22 protein-coding genes are annotated in these 20,911 nt (G+C 43.4%); 20 read left to right on the top strand and 2 right to left on the bottom strand.

From position 1 onward, the window contains the following. Positions 1-52: 52 nt before the first annotated feature. Positions 53-1,108, top strand: a complete 1,056-nt coding sequence (locus Q9R25_RS07240; protein ID WP_260563861.1) for a GGDEF domain-containing protein — start codon at positions 53-55, stop codon at positions 1,106-1,108. Between the two features lie 55 nt (positions 1,109-1,163). Here Q9R25_RS07240 and Q9R25_RS07235 read toward each other — a convergent pair whose 3' ends face one another. Beyond that, positions 1,164-2,078, bottom strand: a complete 915-nt coding sequence (locus Q9R25_RS07235) for a YitT family protein (RefSeq protein WP_084543049.1) — start codon at positions 2,076-2,078, stop codon at positions 1,164-1,166. Between the two features lie 177 nt (positions 2,079-2,255). Here Q9R25_RS07235 and Q9R25_RS07230 point away from each other — a divergent pair, with 177 nt between their 5' ends. The 3 genes from Q9R25_RS07230 to Q9R25_RS07220 all read left to right on the top strand — a co-directional run bounded on the left by Q9R25_RS07230 (position 2,256) and on the right by Q9R25_RS07220 (position 4,556). Next, entirely contained in the window at positions 2,256-3,116 is an 861-nt protein-coding gene (locus Q9R25_RS07230; protein WP_214690629.1) for a YitT family protein, read from the top strand. A gap of 114 nt (positions 3,117-3,230) precedes the next feature. Next, positions 3,231-3,518: a putative quinol monooxygenase gene (locus tag Q9R25_RS07225; protein ID WP_215243755.1), complete on the top strand. Its 288-nt coding sequence runs from the start codon at positions 3,231-3,233 to the stop codon at positions 3,516-3,518. 102 nt (positions 3,519-3,620) lie between these two features. Next, complete coding sequence (locus Q9R25_RS07220) at positions 3,621-4,556, top strand: DMT family transporter (protein WP_214690631.1); 936 nt, start codon at positions 3,621-3,623, stop codon at positions 4,554-4,556. A gap of 37 nt (positions 4,557-4,593) precedes the next feature. Here the strand turns inward: Q9R25_RS07220 and Q9R25_RS07215 are convergent, their stop codons facing one another. Beyond that, the gene (locus Q9R25_RS07215; protein ID WP_214690632.1) at positions 4,594-5,091 is read right to left on the bottom strand and encodes a hypothetical protein; all 498 of its coding nucleotides are present in this window, start codon (positions 5,089-5,091) and stop codon (positions 4,594-4,596) included. 156 nt (positions 5,092-5,247) lie between these two features. On the opposite strand from Q9R25_RS07215, the gene Q9R25_RS07210 reads away from it, so the two are divergent. From Q9R25_RS07210 to fliD, 16 genes are all read left to right on the top strand, one after another. Then, the gene (locus Q9R25_RS07210) at positions 5,248-5,733 is read left to right on the top strand and encodes a hypothetical protein (protein WP_196431017.1); all 486 of its coding nucleotides are present in this window, start codon (positions 5,248-5,250) and stop codon (positions 5,731-5,733) included. 60 nt (positions 5,734-5,793) lie between these two features. After that, positions 5,794-5,985: a hypothetical protein gene (locus Q9R25_RS07205; protein WP_214690633.1), complete on the top strand. Its 192-nt coding sequence runs from the start codon at positions 5,794-5,796 to the stop codon at positions 5,983-5,985. A 60-nt stretch (positions 5,986-6,045) separates the two neighbouring features. Then, positions 6,046-6,873, top strand: coding sequence for a GNAT family N-acetyltransferase (locus Q9R25_RS07200; RefSeq protein WP_214690634.1), 828 nt, complete (start codon positions 6,046-6,048; stop codon positions 6,871-6,873). 10 nt (positions 6,874-6,883) lie between these two features. Next, entirely contained in the window at positions 6,884-7,207 is a 324-nt protein-coding gene (locus Q9R25_RS07195; protein WP_074036219.1) for a hypothetical protein, read from the top strand. 122 nt (positions 7,208-7,329) lie between these two features. Beyond that, positions 7,330-8,622 carry a methyl-accepting chemotaxis protein gene (locus tag Q9R25_RS07190; protein WP_159562662.1) on the top strand — a complete coding sequence of 431 codons (1,293 nt, stop codon included), beginning with the start codon at positions 7,330-7,332 and terminating at the stop codon, positions 8,620-8,622. A 71-nt stretch (positions 8,623-8,693) separates the two neighbouring features. Continuing rightward, the gene (locus tag Q9R25_RS07185) at positions 8,694-9,782 is read left to right on the top strand and encodes a DUF2920 family protein (protein WP_214690635.1); all 1,089 of its coding nucleotides are present in this window, start codon (positions 8,694-8,696) and stop codon (positions 9,780-9,782) included. A 178-nt stretch (positions 9,783-9,960) separates the two neighbouring features. Continuing rightward, positions 9,961-10,785 (top strand): flagellin N-terminal helical domain-containing protein, encoded by an 825-nt coding sequence (locus Q9R25_RS07180; protein ID WP_214690636.1) that lies wholly within the window; start codon positions 9,961-9,963, stop codon positions 10,783-10,785. A gap of 144 nt (positions 10,786-10,929) precedes the next feature. Continuing rightward, on the top strand, positions 10,930-12,831 hold the full coding sequence (locus Q9R25_RS07175; protein ID WP_311282958.1) for a motility associated factor glycosyltransferase family protein: 1,902 nt from the start codon (positions 10,930-10,932) through the stop codon (positions 12,829-12,831). A 59-nt stretch (positions 12,832-12,890) separates the two neighbouring features. Continuing rightward, positions 12,891-13,856, top strand: coding sequence for a UDP-N-acetylglucosamine 4,6-dehydratase (inverting) (pseB, locus tag Q9R25_RS07170; protein ID WP_214690638.1), 966 nt, complete (start codon positions 12,891-12,893; stop codon positions 13,854-13,856). A 41-nt stretch (positions 13,857-13,897) separates the two neighbouring features. After that, positions 13,898-15,070: a UDP-4-amino-4,6-dideoxy-N-acetyl-beta-L-altrosamine transaminase gene (gene pseC / locus Q9R25_RS07165; RefSeq protein ID WP_214690639.1), complete on the top strand. Its 1,173-nt coding sequence runs from the start codon at positions 13,898-13,900 to the stop codon at positions 15,068-15,070. A gap of 3 nt (positions 15,071-15,073) precedes the next feature. Continuing rightward, the gene (locus Q9R25_RS07160; RefSeq protein ID WP_308162660.1) at positions 15,074-15,811 is read left to right on the top strand and encodes a glycosyltransferase family protein; all 738 of its coding nucleotides are present in this window, start codon (positions 15,074-15,076) and stop codon (positions 15,809-15,811) included. A gap of 29 nt (positions 15,812-15,840) precedes the next feature. Further along, positions 15,841-16,812 carry a PseG/SpsG family protein gene (locus tag Q9R25_RS07155; protein ID WP_214690640.1) on the top strand — a complete coding sequence of 324 codons (972 nt, stop codon included), beginning with the start codon at positions 15,841-15,843 and terminating at the stop codon, positions 16,810-16,812. Between the two features lie 14 nt (positions 16,813-16,826). Then, a complete protein-coding gene (locus Q9R25_RS07150; protein ID WP_214690641.1) occupies positions 16,827-17,669 on the top strand; it encodes a methionyl-tRNA formyltransferase in 843 nt (280 codons plus the stop codon). Positions 17,670-17,698: 29 nt separating this feature from the next. Further along, positions 17,699-18,745 (top strand): pseudaminic acid synthase, encoded by a 1,047-nt coding sequence (gene pseI, locus Q9R25_RS07145; RefSeq protein WP_214690642.1) that lies wholly within the window; start codon positions 17,699-17,701, stop codon positions 18,743-18,745. Positions 18,746-18,880: 135 nt separating this feature from the next. Continuing rightward, positions 18,881-19,237: a flagellar protein FlaG gene (locus Q9R25_RS07140; protein WP_159562655.1), complete on the top strand. Its 357-nt coding sequence runs from the start codon at positions 18,881-18,883 to the stop codon at positions 19,235-19,237. Positions 19,238-19,252: 15 nt separating this feature from the next. Continuing rightward, on the top strand, positions 19,253-20,902 hold the full coding sequence (fliD, locus tag Q9R25_RS07135; RefSeq protein ID WP_214690643.1) for a flagellar filament capping protein FliD: 1,650 nt from the start codon (positions 19,253-19,255) through the stop codon (positions 20,900-20,902). The last annotated feature ends 9 nt before the right edge of the window (positions 20,903-20,911 follow it).

The following is a 20,911-nucleotide window of genomic DNA, read 5'->3' as shown; positions in this document are numbered from 1 at the left end:
GCGCTCGATGGGTTGGGATAGGATGGAAACGTGAAAGGAAGGAGGGGAATCGGTGGAAACAGGTATTAATAGTTTTTTTATCAACATCAGTCTGATCTTTTTATTCATGTCGCTCACACTCTATGTGATGCGGACAGTTTTACCGATTCAGCCGACTTCCCCGTTGTTCGTACGCTTTTGGTTTGGAGTCTCTAACGGATTGACGGCAATTCTCTTAACCATCAACTCCATCGAATTAGGGGATGCACGAATCGACCTTCGTCTCATCCCGATTGCCTTATCCGCAACGTTCGCTGGACCGTTCGGAGCTATCGTCACGCTCGGTCTGATCTTCATCGGACGCACGACGCTGCACGGAATGAGTGCTCCGTTCGTAGACTCGTTACTACTGTTATTTGTCTTCTTTTTATTTTCTCTTGTCATGACACGCTTACCGATTCGTCGAGGGAGAGGGTATGCCATCTACATCGGGTTAGGTGCGCTCCTCGTCTTGATTCAAGTGAGCGGCAGTGTGAATGAGACGGTCTTTATAAATGTATTTGTTCCTTATTTTCTCATGTTATCTTTTGGGGCCTGGCTCTGCTATTGGGCCGCAAAGAAGCTCGAGACGCATCTATGGATGTTTCTCCTACATACGCACCGGGCGACCATTGATGAGTTGACGGGACTTCCAAACCGTTATCGGACGCTCGAACAGATGAACGATTTGGAAATGTCCGGGAAACCGTGGACGTTACTCGTTATCGACGTCGATCATTTTAAACAGTTGAACGATACATATGGGCACTTAGCAGGAGACGCAGCACTTCGTCATATCGGACAAACGTTGGAGCGGAGCTGTCCGCCGTCTGGATTTGTCGGACGATACGGTGGCGAAGAATTTTTGCTCGTCATTGAAGGTAGTGAAGGTATGGTGAAGGTGGCAGAAAACATCGTGCAAATGGTACAGCGAACACCATTCGAATTTCAGGGTGAAACTATTCCGATGACTATTTCAATCGGTGCAGCGATTGCAGGGCATGAACCGAGCATGGTCGTGTTCGAAAGAGCAGATGAAGCATTGTATGAAGCGAAGCAAAATGGACGAAATCAGGTCAAGTTTGCGTAAAAATCCCCTATAACCGTTGGCGATGATGGTCCAGCGGTTATAGGGGATTTCACATTTAGTGAATGTTTTTCTTCTTTAATTGTCCGCCGCGGACGTCGTGAATGTTGCCAATGGCGAGGAACGCTTTTTCATCATAGTCATCGAGAATGTCTTTTAATTTCGTTTCTTCTAATCGACTGATGACTGTGAAGACGACTTTCTTCCCGTCACCTGTGTAGGCGCCTTCTCCATGAAGATACGTCACACCTCGACCGAGCCGGTCCATGATGGCTTGCCCGATATCGTCTGGTGCGGACGTGATGATCCAGGCCGCTTTCGACTGGTCAATTCCTTCTAGGACAACATCGATCGTCTTGAATGCGATGAAATAGGTGAGGAGCGAATACATGGCCCGGTCCCAACTGAAGACGAATCCGGCCGTCCCGAGGATAAAGATATTGAAAAACATGACAATCTCTCCGACGGAGAATGGTAATCGGTTCGTGAAGGAAACGGCAAGAATTTCCGTTCCATCGAGTGATCCTCCCGCCCGGATGACGAGCCCGATTCCGGCACCGAGTAAAAAACCGCCGAAGACGGTCGACAAGAGGAGGTCGTCTGTGAAAGGCTTGATGTCGTGAAGGACGATGGTGAAGGCTGACATGAGAAGGATGGCCGTCAACGTGACGACGGCGAACGTCTTTCCGATTTGCCGATACCCGAAGTAGATGAACGGTAAGTTGAAGAGGACGAGCCAAATCGCGAGCTTCGTTTCCGTCAAGTACGACACGATAATCGAGACGCCGACGATACCACCGTCGATGATTTGATTCGGTACGAGGAACGCCTCCAAGCCGACTGCAAAGACGAGGGAGCCGAGCAGCAAAAGGACGACTTTTACAAACAGTTCAGAAGCCTTGATCGGATTATGTTCCCGCCTTAAGCGCTGCACTTCCTCCGGTGTCGGGGAAGGCATAGGTGTACGCTGCATACATGGTGCCCCCTTTCCATTTTCTTAAGTATAACAAATGATACGAACCGACAATCATTTATGACAGAGAATCTGACATGAATATTCAGAATTGATGGAGGATTCTTGATAAATTATCTTAGTATTATTTTATGTTAGGCTAAGAAGGTTGTTGAACAATGGATGGAGGTCTATAGGATGAAACGAGAAAACAAAACGTGGTTGATGGCGTTTCAAATGATGATGAACATCATCGGGGGACTCATCGCGGCGTATGGATTGGAATCGGTCCTCATTCCGAATAACGTTTCGGACGGGGGCGTCACTGGGATTAGTATTGTCGGGTCACAACTGACGGGACTGCCGCTCGGTATTTTCATCGGGGTGTTAAATATTCCGTTTGTCTATCTGGGTTATAAACAAATCGGGAAGAGCTTCGCCATCCTTTCAGTCACCGGGATTGCGTCTTTGTCTGTCGGTACGGTCATTATGCACCATGTTCCGACTATCATCGAAGGGGATGCGCTCCTCATCACGGTGGTCGGTGGGATCATCCTCGGGTTCGGGATGGGGATTTCGCTTCGCAACGGGGGAGCGCTTGACGGCATCGACATGTTGGCTGTCCTGTTATCCCGTAAATTGCCGTTCGGTACGAGTGATTTGATTTTATTTTTAAATACGTTCGTCTTTATCGTCGTCTCGACGGTGTTCGGTCTTCAAGGAGCGGTCTTGTCCGCCATCGCCTACTTCATCGCCTCGAAAGTGATTCATATCGTCGAAGAGGGATTGAGCGGGGCGAAGACGTTCAAAATCATCACGAGTGAACCGCAGGAGATGGTCGAGACGATTCGGGACCGTCTCGGACGGAGCGCCACGTTGAATCAAATCCAAGGAGCATATTCCAAAGAAAGTTATTACGAAATCACGTGTGTCATCAACCGGCTCGAAGAACGAAAAATCAAAGACATCATCGATGATGTCGACTCGAAAGCGTTCGTCGTCGTGTATGAGGTGACAGAGGTCAAAGGCGGGAACTTCCAAAAACGCGATATTCATTAACGGATGGCCAAGGGTCGTCCGTTTTTTTAACCTCTACACGTGTGAACCGACCAAGCAGGAAATCGCATATGGTAAGTGGAAGAAGTCGATGCAAGAGAAAGGGGAGGATTGGAAATGTACGCACTGATTGGAAAGCTTGTCACGAAAGCGGGGCAACGCGATAGACTCGTAGCAATTTTGTCGGAAGCGGCGCGGGAGATGGAGGCGACATCGGATTGTGAATCGTATCGGGTCCACGTGTCGCTCGATGAGGCGGATACCGTATTCGTCTATGAAGTATGGCGAAATGAGGAGGCGCATGCGGCGTCGTTGTCGCTTGTTGGAGTGAGGGCGTATATCGATCAGGCGAAACCAATCCTCGAGCGGATGGAGCGGATTGCCGCACTCGAACGCCGGACATGACCAAGAAGGAATAAAGAGACGGATGGCCAAGGGTCGTCCGTTTTTTGCAGGAGAAATGGCGAGATGTCGAGAACATGACAGGATTCGGAAAGGAGGGAACGTATGCGTCCACTCATACTCGGTGTCTTCGCCGCCTTGTTTTTTGCGAGCACGTTCGTGTTGAACGAAGTGATGCAAGTCGGAGGTGGCAGCTTTGCCTATAGTGCCTCGCTCCGCTTTTTGTGGATGATTCCGTTACTGCTAGTTGTGGTCGCGTTTCGTGGTGGACTCAAGCGAGTCCTCTCAGCATTGAAAGAACGTCCTCGTCCATGGATTCTTTGGGGGACGGTCGGGTTCGGATTGTTTTACGTTCCGATTTGTCTCGCGGCCGAGGTCGCACCCCCGTGGTTGATTGCGGGTACGTGGCAAGTGACGATTGTCGCCGGGGCACTGTTGTCCCCACTCTTCAAGAAGGCAGACGGAACACGGGAGCGAATCCCATGGCGCGGACTTCGCTTCTCGGTCTTGATTCTCATTGGGGTCGTAATGATGCAAGTGGAGTTTTTCGAGTCGTTCGAACCTCGGTTCATTTGGCTTGGGGTCGTGCCGGTCATCATCGCCGCATTTGCCTACCCGCTCGGAAACCGGAAGATGATGCAGCACACGGACCTCGACGTGTTCGAGCGAATCCTCGGAATGTGTCTCGGGTCACTCCCGGTCTGGCTCCTGTTGTTCGGTTACGGGTTGACGACGGGGCGTCCCTCATCGAGTCAGCTCGGGCAGACATTCCTCGTCGCCCTGTTATCCGGGGTTGTCGCGACCGTGCTATTCTTCATGGCGACCGATCTCGTCAAACATGACATGGGAAGACTGGCGTCCGTCGAAGCGACGCAAGCGCTCGAAGTCCTGTTCGCGCTCATCGGGGAACTGGTCTTCCTGCATGCCGTCATGCCATCGCCAATCGCTTTGTCCGGGATCGCGCTCGTCATGGTCGGGGTCGTCTTCCACAGTCGGAGTCAGTTTATGGAGCTCCCGACCGTCGTTCGACAAGAGGCATAAAAAAATCCCCTCAGTCTTTTGAGCGAGGGGATAGTCATTAACTTGTTGTCAAACTGCCTTTGACTTTGTCATAGAAATCATCCATCATACCGGTACGACTACCGAGTTGGCAGATCAGTTCGAGCGTTTCTTTATAGAACTTCTTGACGAGTCCTTTGTTTTTGACGCCGTCCATTAATGCGAGCGTCTGGTCGAGATTCTCTAAAATCTCTTTGATTTGCGCGTCTGAGTCCGGTTTGACGACTGTCATGTTCTCAGGAATGCTGACGACTTTTTCTTGACCTTGATGACGGAACGATGCACCGAAGCCAAGGTTCTCGATGAAGAGGTGCGGCATCACTTTTTGACCGAAGAAATGCTTGTGCCAGTCCGTTGCTTTCATCGTGTCCATGTCCTGTTTGAACGTAGATGCCGTGGAGACATATTGTTTAAACAAATCCGTCATGAATTTCTCGATGACCGGGATTTGAAGGGCGAAGACGTTTTTCAAGAGCGCGTCGAGCTGAGCGCGTGTCAAAGTAGTTTCGTTAGACATGTCAGTTCCTCTTTTCTATAGTACGTTACTACCATCGTATGGGATTGACGGACACTCGTCAATGTAAGGGGAAACATTTTTTCAGAATATTTAATGAAAAGTCGTCAACTTGTGGGATAATCAAGTGAAGACATTAACAAGTGAGGAGTGGTTCTTGTGAACAAATCGATGAAGTGGGCGCTCGCGCTCGGTGTGACAGGTGCATTGGTGGCGACAGTTGGTGTCGTCTCGTCCCGGGGACGGACAGAGGATACGACGCAGACGATTCGTGACCGTGAGCTCGGTTATGAGATTATCTTGCCGTCGAAGATTGTCGAGGCGATCGAGCGAGGTGATGTCTATATCGAGAAGGCGCAGGACGTCGTCGACATCGGGGACACGAAGAGCTACGGTACGTTCGATTTATACTATAACGTTGAGGACGGGGACGACCAACTCTTGTTCCACCTGGACTTGATCGACCGCGAATTGACTCAAGAAGCGTTCGCGACAGAAATCGGCTACGGCAACTACCTCGGGACGAACGACAAGACGTTCTTCTGGGTCGAACCGACAGAGGCCGTCCCAGGTGCGGAGGCGCATACGGACGAGATTGCCGAGTTGATCGAGACACTACCTGAGTTAGAGTTCCGGACGTTATAACATGGAGAGACTGCAGACGGCTGAATCGTTTGCAGTCTTTTTCAGAGAGGTGGGGGACGTGTGCGAAAGACATTACCAAGCCGAAGACGAGATTATTCGGAGGGATTGATTGTAATCCTTTTGTTTATCGTCGCGATGTATATATTTGATTTACCGAAACAAGAAAGCTTGATCACCTTGGCTGTTGTCATCGTCATCTCAGTCATGATGCGAGAATTGACTTATCTTTTTCAGAATGAAAGAAATCATTGAATGTCTGCTCGCTACGGCGGGCTTTTTCCTTTGTGCTACAATACAAATGAGGTGATATGAATGAATTGGACAGTAGAAGAAGTAAGACAGGCAGATGACGTCAAAGCGTTAGAACAGGCGGTCAACGCGAACGACAAGATCGACGTAAAGGTTGGGCATGAGTCGGTCGGGCAGAACGACTATGCGGTATATGACGGGGAGACGCTCGTTGGTTATCTCATGCTTTTCCCGTATCTTCCGAACGAGTATGAAGTGAATGCGCTCGTTCATCCTGAATACCGGAAACAAGGTGTCTTCACGGCACTACTCGAAACGGCAAAACAAGACGCGAAGTTGAACGGTTGCGAAGCATTCACGTTCGTCATCGACCGAAACTCGGCATCCGGGAAAGCGGTGCTCGAGCATCTTCAGGCGGCGTATCAGTTCTCGGAATACAATCTCGTCTTGAAAAAAGCGGAACTCTTCTTGAAGCCGGACGAAGTATCGCTACGTGAGGCGGCGTCAGAGGATCGTCCGCTCATCATCGCGACGCTCAGCGAGGCGTTCGGAGATCCGGTCGATGTGACGGAAAACATCTATCAACAAATCGATACGCCAGACCGCGTGACGTATATCGGTGAAGTGGACGGCAAACCGATCGGTGTGATTCGCGCCCTTCTCACTGGGGATGATGCGGCAAGCATCCATGCGTTCGGGGTCAAAGCAGGCGAACAAGGCAAAGGCTACGGTACGAAAATGTTGAAACAGATGGTCCAACAACTGTTCCGCATGGGCCGGACGAAAGTCGAGCTCGATGTCGAGACGGAAAACAAGGCGGCGCTCGAGATTTATAAACGTGCCGGTTTTGCGGAGAATGGTGGCTATGAGTTTTATATGATTGAAGTGTGAGGTGAACCACATGGTGAAAAATCTGAAATGGCTCGGCGCGGCGTTTGAAGCCTTCCTCGGGATTCCGCTTCTTGGCGGTCTCTTCATCATCGGAATGGGCTATTCGCCCCTCGGTTTCATGTTCGTCTACCACGTGATCGTGTTGATTCTTTCGTTCAGTCGATTGAGTCGCTTCTCTTACGGTGCGGCGGTCGGAATTGCGGCCTCGGTGCTCGGCTTCATTCCATTTGTCGGGATGATGCTACACTGGGCGGCTGCCATCGCGCTCGCAATTGATGCGGCGACGACACCACGCCGTGTGATCCATGTTGAACGTGACGATGAAGCATTTTGATGAAACGTACTCCTTGACGGAGTACGTTTTTTCATTGACCAAACGTTCAACTGAAAACGCTATACATTCATTGGAAATTGGACGATATAGTAAGTGATGAACACAATGAGGAGGAACAAACAGTGAAAGTATTTAAAAACTTTACGACGCAATTGCTCGCGTGGATTTTGGTCACGTCCTTTATCACGGGCGGAGCGGTCGGCTACATCACCCTATTACTCTTGACGGAACTCGAGATGGAACAAGGTCAAGTCATGCTCGTCGGTACGGTCGTGGCATTACTCATCTCATCACTCGGCGGAATCGTCATTTACTTGATTGCCCGTCGTCCACTGAAAGCGGTCGAGATGGCTTCTGAAAAAGCTGTCGAAGTCGGGAATGGTGATTTGACGGTGCACTTCGCCGACGAGAAGACGACAGATCGTTCAGAGATGGGACGTTTGCTCTTGTCGATGGACAACATGGTCGAACACCTTCGGGAACAAGGCACGAACATGCGTTACACGGCTGACCAATTGACGGGTTCGGCACAGGAAATTGCAGCTTCAGTTCAAGAAGGGAACGTTGCAGGAGAAAGTATCCGTTCTGCGATGGATTCTCTCAACAAGATGTTAGAAGATAACGTCAGTGCGACATATAACTCGATGGACTTGCTCGGAGCGGTCGCGCGTACGATGGAGAGCATCCGCCAAGAGATGTCATCGGCGCTTGATTCGGCAAGCGAGATGCAACAGGAAGCAGAGAGCGGGAAAGGTCTTGCCTCGTCTTCAGTTCATGCGATGCATGCGATTGCCGGGAAAGTCGAACAGTCATCGACGCTCAACAGCCAGTTGACAGAAATGACAGGCGAAATCTCACGGATCACGGATGTCATCAGTGACATCTCAGCACAGACAAACTTGCTTGCCTTGAACGCATCGATTGAAGCGGCACGTGCCGGAGAGCATGGGCGTGGATTCGCTGTCGTTGCGGCAGAAGTGAAAAAGCTCGCGGAACAAACAGCGAACTCGACTCAAGAAATCACGGATCTCATCGTAGACGTGAAGCGTCTCGTTGGGGATACATCGTCTTCAATGGCGAACGTCAAAGCAGAAGTGGAGACAGGTGTCGGTTTAGTTGAAAAAGCAGGTGGTGCGTTCGCATCGATTCACAATTCCGCAAATGAAGTATACAGTCATGTCCATTCGGTCGATTCACTCCTTGATGAGTCACGTGGTCAGATCGATTCGGTTGTGACAAACTCGGCGGGCATCGTTGGCATGGTCGAAGAAGCATCGCGTTATGCGAATGAAGTGACATCAGCGGCGAGCCAGCAAGCGGCAAGTCTTGGTGAAGTGAACGGAGCGATGTCAGAGCTCGTTCGCGTCGCAGAGAGTTTGCAGAATGAGACGGAACAGATGAAAGTAGAAGTGTAATTTTATTAAAACGATTCATTCGTGAATCGTTTTTGTTTTTGAATCTATACAGTTGGAAGTGAGGAGTGCGGATGGCAGAACAGCATCACGTGAAGATACCTGCACATTATAATATATATTCAGGGAATTCAGGGAGGGAGCTACGTATTGAATTTTCAATCCCTTCGGAAGAAATAAATCACAAAACCGGGTTACTTCTTTTGGTGCCAGGGTTTGGCGGAAACATTGATTCAAGAGTTTACAAAAAGATGAGAGAGACATTTGCTGATCAATTTAATTTAATTGTTATTCAATGTGATTATTTTGGAAGTTCTTATATGCAGTCAGCTGACTCGATTAATTTTAGCGATCTTGCGACTCTAGAAGAATTATTGACTAGTGATGAAATTAAGCAAGTCAATGCAAATCAATCACAACTTTGGTCTATATTGTCTACAAAAAGCGCAATTTTGCCTGTGAATGCGAAGTTGAATGAAAGCATTAATGATTTTAATGATATGGGATATATGCAAGCTATTGACTTGATTACATCTATTGAAATTGTTAAGGCGATTGTTAAGGATAATGGTTATTCTTTCGATGAAAAAAGGATAATAGGGTATGGTCACTCACATGGAGCTTATTTATTACATCTAAGTAATTGTTTGTCTCCCCATCTATTCTCTTACCTTATTGATAACTCGGCATGGATAGAGCCGAGTTATATGAAGCAAAACCGAATTCTCTATCAACAAGTTGGAATGTTGACACTTGCTGTTGAGTTTGAATATTTAGCTAAAGAAATCATTGATAACAAATCATATCTTAATTTAGAAAATCTATATAAAAACTACAATGGTTCTGCACAAATCATTTCCTTCCAAGGAGATGAGGATAATTTAATAGATCATATCGAAAAAGAAAGGATTATTAGTTCCATTCCAAGAGCTGAGTTTTCGTTGATAACGAAAGAAAAAGTGGATCAAATAAGATTCAAGTCGAATAATCATGGGTTAGATGCGGATTTTCTTGAGTTATTTTCATGGGCACTCGAAATGGAAAAACCTTTAACGTTGATTGAAGAAATACCGTTGAATTATGAGGTAAACATTGGATCATTACATATAGAGGTTGACTCCTCTGGAGGATTGCCTATCTTTCATTTTCAAGAGTCAAAATAAAGAAAAGTATTTATTTTTATAAAAATGATTAAAGTTCTCTGAAGATGCTCCGATATAGAGTATGGAAACGATAAAACGTTCCAACAAATGTAAGGTGAGGGGCCGGCCTAAACCTTACATGCTCGGACAAACGGATTTGGAAGAGCGGAAAAACTTAAACCTATGGAGGGAAATTACAATGATTATCAACCACAACCTTAACGCAATGAACGCACACCGCAACATGTCGTTCAACACAACTAACTCTGGGAAGGCAATGGAGAAACTTTCTTCAGGTCTTCGCATCAACCGTGCTGGCGATGACGCTGCTGGTCTTGCAATCTCTGAAAAAATGCGTGGACAAATTCGCGGTCTTGATCAAGCGTCACGTAACGCACAAGACGGAATCTCACTCATCCAAACAGCTGAAGGTGCATTGAACGAAACGCACTCAATCCTTCAACGTATGCGTGAACTCGCTGTTCAATCGTCAAACGACACGAACACACAAACAGACCGTGAAGAGCTTCAAAAAGAAGTAACAGAGTTGACAAGTGAAATTTCGCGTATCGCGAACAACACTGAGTTCAACACGAAGACTTTGATGAATGGTGATTTCTCAGGTGCTGCAAACGGTCTTAAGTTCCATATCGGTGCGAACTCAGGACAAAACATTACACTTGAACTTTCAGATATGACAGCTACTGGTCTTTCTGTTGATACAGTTGACATCGAAACACAAACAGGTGCTAACAGCGCAATCACTGTTATCAACAACGCAATTGAAACTGTATCTTCTGAGCGTGCGAAACTCGGGGCAACACAAAACCGTCTTGAGCACACAATCAACAACTTGAACGTTGGAGCTGAAAACCTTCAAGCTGCTGAATCACGTGTACGTGACGTAGATATGGCGAAAGAAATGATGAACTTCACGAAAAACAACATCTTGAACCAAGCTGCACAAGCAATGCTTGCTCAAGCGAACCAACAGCCACAAGCTGTACTTCAGTTGTTACGTTAAGATTCATTTAAAACCATATAAAAAGGGAAACGGACATAAAGTCTGTTTCCCTTTTTTTAAATAAATTTGTCAGTCTATCGATATTCATATATTGAAATTGTATACTATATACAGATGAACTTTTAAAACATAAAGGAGTACCTTATGTCACAACTGCGAAACATCGTAAAAGAGCTTAGGGACATCTCAAATCAAGTTGTCCTCTTAGTTGAAAACGAAAAGTGGGATGTCCTCGACGAGATTGTGGGAATCATTCGACTATTTGGCGAAAATATTCATTCTAATGGAATTCGTACAGTAGAACATGTATCGGATCTCCAAGCCATCAAGAAAGAGAATTTACAACTGTATGTCAATGTTGTCTATGATAATTTGCAATTATTAATTACAGAATATGAAGCATTAATAGAAGTAGAACATCAGAATCAAATCGTCTTCCCGTTCCGCTATCATGAGAACGAGATGGCTCTTATAAAGCAGAACGATAGTAGCCACTATTTTGTGAGTGAAACGCTTTTAGAGTTTGAGCGGTTGCGAGCCAAGATTGCTGATGACACGGAAGCTATTATCCTTTTAGGGTATGGAAGTGGGCTGTTTCATGCTGAATTGATAAAACAATATCATGTCTTGACGATTGATCCCCTCAACTTACCGTCAAATATTAAAAGTGATTCAGTCTTGTCTTTTCTTGATTCGCAAGACGATTATAAAACTTTATTGCAATCAAAGTTTCAATCGTTTATTGGTTTGAAAACGGAAGTTATTAAACATCCACTTTATGAGGATACAAAAACGTTACTTGAATTATTAAAATTGGTTCGAAATTATTTGAGCGAAAGTCGAATTGATTTAACGACACGTAAAGTGTACACGGAGAGCTGGTATCAAGAATCGTTTCAAAATGCGAGCTACCTAAACCGGCATTCAGATCGTCTTTTTAACATCGATTGTCTCAAACATAAATATAACGGAAGCCATGCGCTAATGATTGCAGGGGGGCCTTCACTAGAAGATGCAATCCCTTATCTTAAACAGGCTCAGCACGCTTACTATATCATTGCGATTGGTCAGACAGTTAAAGTTTTACTGGAGAATGAAATCCGACCGGACTTTGTCATATCGATTGACGCTGGTGAAGCTAACGCTCATTTCTTCAACGATATTGAAATTGATGTCCCACTTGTCTATTCGTTACAAGTGAATCATCAGATTCCACAACGAGCAAAGGGGTTACTTGTACCTTATGCTGATGCCAAGGTTACACAAGATTTGCTACCCTATACAAAAACAGTTTTCAGTACGTACCCTACGGTGGCGTTAGCAGCGGTTGCATTTGCGAACTATTTGGACTTTGATTCAATTGGGTTGATCGGACAAGATTTAGCATTGCGAGAAGGTGAATATTATAGTGCTTCGGTCAAACAAGCTTCTTCAAACGATGGTCAGTTCACTAAAACGTTATATGACGTACCATTGAATAATGGTGAGATGGGGAAAACCACACCAATCTTATTTGGTTTTTTAACTAGTTACCAAGCATTAATCAAGTCACAGCTCGGATTAAAAGAAAAACTAGTCAACTACGCGGAGAAAGGTGCTCGAATTGAGGGAGTTTCGTATCAATCCCTTGAAAGGCTCCACACCACACCGATTCAAAAACAGAAACTTGAACAAGTCAAAGAATCAGAATTGAATGTCCCGATTGAGCATGTACAACAATTACTTGATAGTGTGAGCGAACGATTGCAAATGCTTGAAAAACGATTGGGTCGCGCTATGAATCAAAAAGCGGTCACCATCGATGAGTTTGAAAAAATGCTACGGGATTGGGATGCGATGATTGAAGCGCCATCTTTCCGCACACATATTATGCCGCTTCAACTCGTCAATTTATTAATCATTCAAAATAAAATTAAATTCCATAATCGATATAATCGAACGAGTGCATTACGTCTTTCGATTTTGTCGCGAATGTTTGAGTCGATTCAAGAACTACAAACTCAACTTCACACGATAAAACAAGCGTATGCAGAAACCATTAAGTAACAAGCAGCGCCAATCATATATTTATTAGACATTGTGCATGAGAGAGGAAGTATATAAGCATGTTTACAAATCAGACAATTTTAGTCACGGGTGGTACAGGATCTTTTGGGAAAAAATTCATCTCCGCCGTATTAAAACAAAATGTAAAAAAGGTCATCGTATTTAGTCGTGATGAGTTAAAACAATATGAAATGGCACAAGAATTTACCGATCCCCGCATTCGTTTCTTCATTGGGGATGTTCGTGATAAAGAACGCCTTTATCGTGCATTTGATGGAGTGGATATTGTCATCCATGCCGCGGCGCTCAAGCATGTCGGAGCTTGCGAGTATAATCCATTCGAGGCCGTGAAAACAAATATTCATGGTGCTCAAAATATTATTGAAGCGGCTATTGATCGTGGTGTCAAAAAAGTTATCGCACTAAGTACGGATAAGGCTGCAAGTCCGATTAACTTGTATGGTGCAACTAAATTGGCATCAGATAAATTGTTTGTCGCTGGTAACTCATATGCCGGGGATAAAGACACACGATTTGCTGTCGTCCGATACGGTAATGTCGTCGGAAGCCGAGGCAGCGTTGTACCATTCTTCAAGAAGTTGAAGCAAGACGGAGCAACGGTCATTCCAGTGACCGATGATCGGATGACTCGCTTTTGGATCACATTAGACCAAGGTGTCCAGTTTGTTATCGATAGTTTGACACGTATGAACGGTGGAGAGATTTTTATTCCGAAAATCCCAAGTATGTCGATTCTTGATTTGGCTGAGGCGATTGCTCCTGAGTGCGACATCAAAATTGTGGGGATTCGTCCAGGTGAGAAATTACATGAGGCAATGATTACGGAAGATGATGCACGACACACGTTAGAGTACGACGATTATTTTGTCATTCAACCTGAGTTCCCTTGGTGGAGTGCAGAGTATTCAAATGGTGGAAAGTCGTTACCAGAAGGGTTTACATACGTCAGTAATGTAAACAATCAGTGGCTATCGGTCGATGAATTAAGAGAGTTAGTGAAGTGAGGAAGACGGCATAGTCATTTTTTGATGAGAGGAAGTTTAGAGTGATTGATCAACCTGTAAGAAACACGTTTCTGCCTTATGGCAGACAATGGATCGATGAAGAAGATATTCAAGCTGTGGTCGACACGTTACGAGGTGACTTTTTAACAACTGGTCCTGCTGTTGATGAGTTTGAACAAGCAATCGCTCAGTATGTTGGAGCTCGATATGCTGTCTCCTTTTCTAATGGGACGGCCGCCCTACACGGTGCCTGTTTTGCAGCAGGAATTGGTGAAGGGGATGAAGTCATTACCACTCCGATGACATTTGCAGCTAGTGCGAATTGTGTTCTTTATCAAAAAGGAATACCTGTATTTGCTGACATTGATCCAACGACGTATAACTTAGACCCGAATGCGATTGAACAAGCCATCACTCCACGCACAAAAGCCATCATCCCTGTCCACTTTACAGGTCAACCTGCAGCGATGCAGGAGATTCATCGAATTGCCGAACAACATGACTTAGTCGTCATTGAAGATGCGGCTCATGCGTTAGGTGCCACCTATCAAGGGAAACGAATCGGTGCACTAAGTGATATGACGATGTTTAGTTTTCATCCTGTTAAACATATTACTTCGGGTGAAGGTGGAATCATCACGACAAATGATGAAGTGTATTATCGTAAATTATTACAATTTCGGACCCATGGAATTACAAAAAGTGCTGAACAGTTAGTTGATCACCATGGTCCTTGGTACTACGAAATGCAGTTTTTGGGTTTCAATTATCGAATGACAGATATTCAAGCTGTCCTTGGAACAAGCCAATTGAAGAAGATTGAACGATTTATTGAGTTACGAAAATACTATGTTTCTTTATATAATGAGGCATTTCGCGAGTTATCTGAAATTACGATACCGCATCAAGATGAAAGTGGAGAGTCCAGCTGGCACTTATATATCATTCGCTTAAATCAAAACCGGTTAAACGGTTCACGGAAAGAACTATTTGAGGCCTTATTAAATGAAAACATTGGAGTCAACGTCCACTATATTCCTGTTCATTGGATGCCATATTATCAAGAGCTAGGGTATGAAAAAGGGATTTGTCCACACGCAGAAACGCTATATGAAGATATCATTACACTCCCTCTATTTCCTGCGATGACTGAGGAAGATGTGTACGATGTGATTGATGCGGTGAAAAAAGTGTTAAAACGATATGGGAAGTGAAAAATGGCTATGAAAACGGTGGCGATTATTCAAGCACGGATGGGCTCAACGAGGCTTCCTGGGAAAGTATTGATTAAACTGCAAGGTCGCACGGTGCTTGACCATGTGATTACTCGAGTAAAACAAGCGAAATTAATTGATGAAATCATCGTTGCAACGACAACTTTGAGTGAAGACGATGTATTGTCGGAGGAAGCAAAGCGATATGGTGTTCGTGTGTATCGAGGAAGTTCAGATAACGTACTGAGTCGATACTATGAGGCAGCTATGGAAGCCGAAGCTGATGTGGTGATTCGAATCACTTCAGATTGTCCCTTGATAGATCCTTTCGTAATAGACCAAATGATTGAAACGTATCATAATAATCGATACGACATTGTAACAAATGCGGGCCAGGATTTGAGTAAAAGAACATTTCCACGAGGTTTAGATATTGAAATTTTCTCGAGTGAATTACTAAGCGATGCATTTAATAACCATAGTGAAGATTATCATATAGAACATGTTACACCCTATATGTATGAAAAAAGTCAAAATGTATATCATCATATTAACCCAATAAATGCATCGAACTATCGATTGACTTTAGATACTGAAGAAGACTTAGAACTGATTACAAGCATATATAAGAAACTTTATACAGGAACTCACTCATTTTATTTATCTGAAATTTTAAATCTATTGGAAAATAACCCAGATCTAAGTATCATCAATTCTCACATTGAACAAAAAAAATATTAATGTAGATCTGACAAAGGATATGTATTTGTATGAATATTATAATTTTCACTGAGGGTGGAAACGATAACGGATTTGGTCATATTTCTAGATGTAGTGCATTATATGATGAAATTGTATTGAGGGGATTGAATGCAAAACTCATTGTTAATACCGATTTAGAAAGAATTGAAATGTTATCCAATAAAGAATATGAGATAGCTGATTGGTTATCTTTATCCTATCTTGAAAGGAATTCATTTGACCAAACATATTGCATCATTGATTCATATATTGCTGATATAGAAGTGCTTGAATATATTAAGTTAAAATCAGTTAATTGTATGTATATTGATGATTACAATAGACTAAATTATCCAAAAGGAATTACTTTGACTCCTGCATTAATCAAAGAATCATCAGTTAAAAATAACGAGAATGAACTGAGCGGACCAGATTATATTATTTTGCGTAAAGAATTCACTAACAAGCGAGAACGAATCATTAATGAGGATGTAAAAAAAGTCCTTGTTACTCTAGGTGGATCAGACGCAAAAGGATTGACAGAAGAAATAATCAAGAAAGTAATTCCCCATTTTCCATTATTCTCTTTTGATATAGTGTTAGGGAACGGAAAAAGCAGTCCTGAACTTATAGACGAAAATAGAATCGAGAATGTAAATATTATTAATAATGCAAGTGCTTATGAAATGAAAGAGTTAATGATTGATTCCGATTTTTCTATTACTGCTGCTGGACAAACTGTATATGAATTAACTGCTACGAATACTCCTTTCATACCAATCAAAACTGCTGAAAATCAACAAAACAATATAAATGGATTGTTTGATTTCAATGTAATTAATTGTTTGATTGACTCAGATGATCCTTTTTGGATTGAAAACTTACTTTTTGAGATTAATCGCTTAAAAACTTATGACAGTAGATTAGAGTTCTATCATAGATCAAAAGGTTTAATTGATGGTCGTGGATGTAAGAGAATAGTTGATCGATTGTTAAAGTAGAGGTGTTTGTTGTAATGAGGATGATATTTTGTGGTTTTGGTAAACTAGGAAAAGTTTGTTTAGATACTTTAATTCAAAACAAGTATGATGTTGTGTTTGTATTAACTCATAAAGACATGAGTGAGCATAGTGTGGATTCATACTGTGAAGTTAATAATATTCCCTATTCCTATATAGATGTAAGGAAAGAAGGAAATAAGCTACTGGAACAAATCTTAATCGAGAATTCTATCTATCTAGTGAGTGTAAATTACAGATATATTTTACCTTCTAAAATCATTAATTCTGTAGAGGTGGCTATAAACCTTCATGGGTCATTATTACCAAAATATAGAGGAAGAACCCCACACGTTTGGAGTATCATAAATGGCGAAACATACAGCGGTGTTACTTCACACTTAATTGACGAAGGTGTAGATACTGGAAATATAATTAAGCAGATACGAATTAAAATTGAGGAAGATGATACTGGGTATGACTTGTTGATAAAATTTGAAAAAGAATACCCGGACTTACTATTGGACTCTTTGACAGATATACAGAGTGGAATATTGCCTAAAGTACAGAATGAAAGTCAAGGAAGTTACTTTGGAAGAAGAACTCCTGAAATGGGCTACATAGATTTTTTTAAAAATACTTTTGAAGTAATTAATTTTGTGAGAGCACAAGCTAAACCATATCCAGGTGCTTATTATTATTTGAAGAATGGCAGTAAGATAATTATTCATAAAATAATTCAATGCTCTGATTCAATAAGTAACTTGGACACTATTGGCGTAATTGAGAAAATCGATAGTGACTACTATGTACGGTGTAAAGACAATGTTTTAAAAATAGTTGACTATGAAATTATTTAAATGTGATTAACTACGAGGTGTGTATAAGAATGCCTATTAATATTCAAGATATTTTTACAAAGAATACTAAAAGTACATTTATTATCGCGGAATTATCGGCGAACCATAATCAAGATATTCAGCTCGCACTTGATACAATAAAAGCTGCAAAGGATTCTGGTGCAGATGCAATTAAGTTACAAACTTATACTCCTGACACCATTACCATCCAATCAAGTAAAGAATATTTTACAATTAAAAGTGGTACGATTTGGGATGGTCGCACACTTTATGACTTGTACCAAGAGGCCTATACACCGTGGGAGTGGCATAAAGAGTTGATGGATTATGCAAAAGAGTTGGATATCGTTTGTTTTTCAAGTCCTTTCGACCCTACTGCTGTGGATCTATTAGAAAGCTTACAGGTACCTGCGTACAAAATCGCTTCATTTGAAATCACTGATCTACCACTCATTGAATATGTTGCCTCCAAGAACAAACCAATCATCATCTCAACTGGAATTGCAACGCTTCAAGAAATTGAAGATGCAGTATCCGTCTGTCGTAAAGTTGGAAACGAGCAAATCATATTATTGAAATGTACGTCAGCCTATCCAGCAAAAATTGAGGATGCGAATCTCTTAACGATACAAAATATGAAAGAGACTTTCGGTGTCGAAGTCGGATTGTCGGATCACACGCTTGGAATCACTGCACCGATCGTGTCTGTCGCGTTGGGAGCGAAGGTGATTGAAAAACACTTTATTTTAGATAAGTCAATTGGCGGTCCAGACGCTAGTTTTTCTTTAGAGCCTCATGAGTTTAAAGCGATGGTCGATGCAGTTCGAGAAGCGGAACAAGCATTAGGGCGCGTCGACTATCAATTAAACGAGAAAAAAGTGAAGAATCGTGAGTTCGCACGTTCGTTGTTTGTGGTGAAAGATATTCAAGCTGGGGAAGTCTTCACGACTGAACATGTCAGGTCAATTCGTCCGGGACATGGATTGGCTCCGAAACATATCGATTCCATTCTTGGTAAAGTGGCAAGAAAAGATATCGAGCGTGGAACACCAATGAGTTGGGATTTGATTAAGTAAAGTAAATAAGATGATTGTCGAGGTGGCGGTTACGTCGCCTCTTTATTATGTGTGAGAAAGAAGAAGAAACTTAAGGAAAAAGTATTTTGACCGATATAAGAAATGAGACCATAACATGTGAGGGAGTAGAAGACTATGAATCCGACCATTTCTGAAGTCAGACTTCACTTGCCTTCTTCTGTATTACCGTATGAGCAAACTAAAAATGTGTTCGTTGAGGCCAATCAAACTCAACTCGCCGATGAAGGTATTGTTATTCTTCCGACGCCTCAACACATTACAAAGTTAGAGGCAGCGGTCGAGAAGGCGAATCAAGTCCTTGAAAAGCAACGTACCGGCTTGAAATTTATGAAGCACGAAAAACTGAATGATTATTATATTCAAATCGTCGATGCGAACAATGAAGTAATCCGTGAAATCCCAAGTAAAAAATCAATGGATTTCTTTGCGGCGTTTATGGAGTTTAATCATTTATTCGACGAACGGATATAAAAAAGGAGTGGGCATATGACATCACCAATTCGATTTGGCGGATTAGCCAGTGGGATCGATACCGATAGTATCATTAAACAAATGATGCAAGCAGAACGAATTCCAGTAGATCGTTTAGAACAGAAAAAACAATTGACCGAATGGCGGCGTGACTCTTATCGTGAGGTCAACCGTTCACTGTTAGCATTACGAAACAGCGCGGTCGATATGATGTTCAGCCGAAACTATTACGCAAAAACGGCTTCATCCTCTGATGAATCGCGTGTATCTGTCGTTGCAGGTCCATCAAGTGGAAACGCTTCGCTTACTATCAATTCAGCGACGTTGGCTACCTCGGCTTCTCATGTAGCGGTGGCAAATGGTGGAGGCATCACAAATGACACGGCAGTTTCGACACTCGGGTTAGAAGTTGGCATTCGGAAACAAACGTTAACTGCGGGAACAACTGAACTCGTAGTGAAACCGCTACCGAATAATCCGCCAACTTTTACGGATAAAGATGGTAATGCGATTTCATTAGCACATACGTACGATGCGGCAACTGGAAAGATTACGTTCGATAGTGGAGTGACAATCCCTGAAGGTGCACAAGTCGTGTATGAAGCTGGCTATCAAGTTCGTTTCCGTAACGAAGACGGTGGAGCTTTACAGACAGTATATGTTGATGAGAATGCTAAGTTTAAAGATCTCGTTACCGCGTTGAATGGCACAAAGACAGGAATTAGTGCGTTCTTTGATCAAACTTCAGGGCAGATTTCATTAACACGTAAAGACACGGGCGTGAAATCGATTATCGAATTTGAAGGCACTGCAGCTAAAGCACTATTTGGTTTAAATGGATCCGTAGCCGGGACGAATGCATCTGTGGATGTGAACGGCATTACGTTGACCCAAAGTTCAAACACCTTTACGATTGATAATATGACCATCACATTGAAGTCCTCATTCAATGATGGTACTAAAGTAAACTTGTCTTCTGCGACAGACACTCAAAAAATCTTTGACGGAATTAAAGGGTTCGTTGATAAATACAATGAGACCATCGACCTCATGAACAAAAAGACACGAGAAGAACGATTCCGTTCGTTTTCACCGTTGACTCAAGCTCAACGTGATGAGTTATCTGAAGACGAAATCAAGAAGTGGGAAGAAAAAGCGATGAGCGGTATGCTTCGCGGTGATACGATTTTACGCGGAACTATGGACAATCTTCGGAGCAAATGGTCGAGTGCTACAGCTTCATCGAATGACGTCGAGATGTCACGATTGTTCCAAATCGGTCTTTCGACTGGAGCGGATTTCACCAATGGTGGTAAAATCGAACTCAATGAAGAGAAGCTAAAAGCGGCTATCGAAAAAGATCCGGAGCAAGTATATCAGTTGTTTACAGATGCTGAAACTGGATTATTGCCACAAATCCGAGATGCTGCCAAAGATTCGCGCGATACGATTACACGAATCGCAGGAGCGGAAGGTTCTGGCGCACAAACCCATTCGATGGGGAAAGAAATGACCGATATTGATTCGCGTATCAAGCGGTTAAATGATTTACTCGTCGATAAAGAAAACGCCTATTACCGTCGTTTCACAGCGATGGAAACAGCGATGAACCAAGCGAATGCTCAAGCGGCATCACTGTCACAGTTTTTAGGCGGAGGCATGTAAGAGGAGGAG

Origin of the sequence: Exiguobacterium sp. BG5(2022) (assembly GCF_031844365.1) — a bacterium.
Taxonomy (GTDB): Bacteria; Bacillota; Bacilli; order Exiguobacteriales; family Exiguobacteriaceae; genus Exiguobacterium; species Exiguobacterium profundum.
The sequence above is the reverse complement of the archived record's forward strand: the minus strand, read 5'-3'. Positions and strand labels throughout refer to the sequence as shown.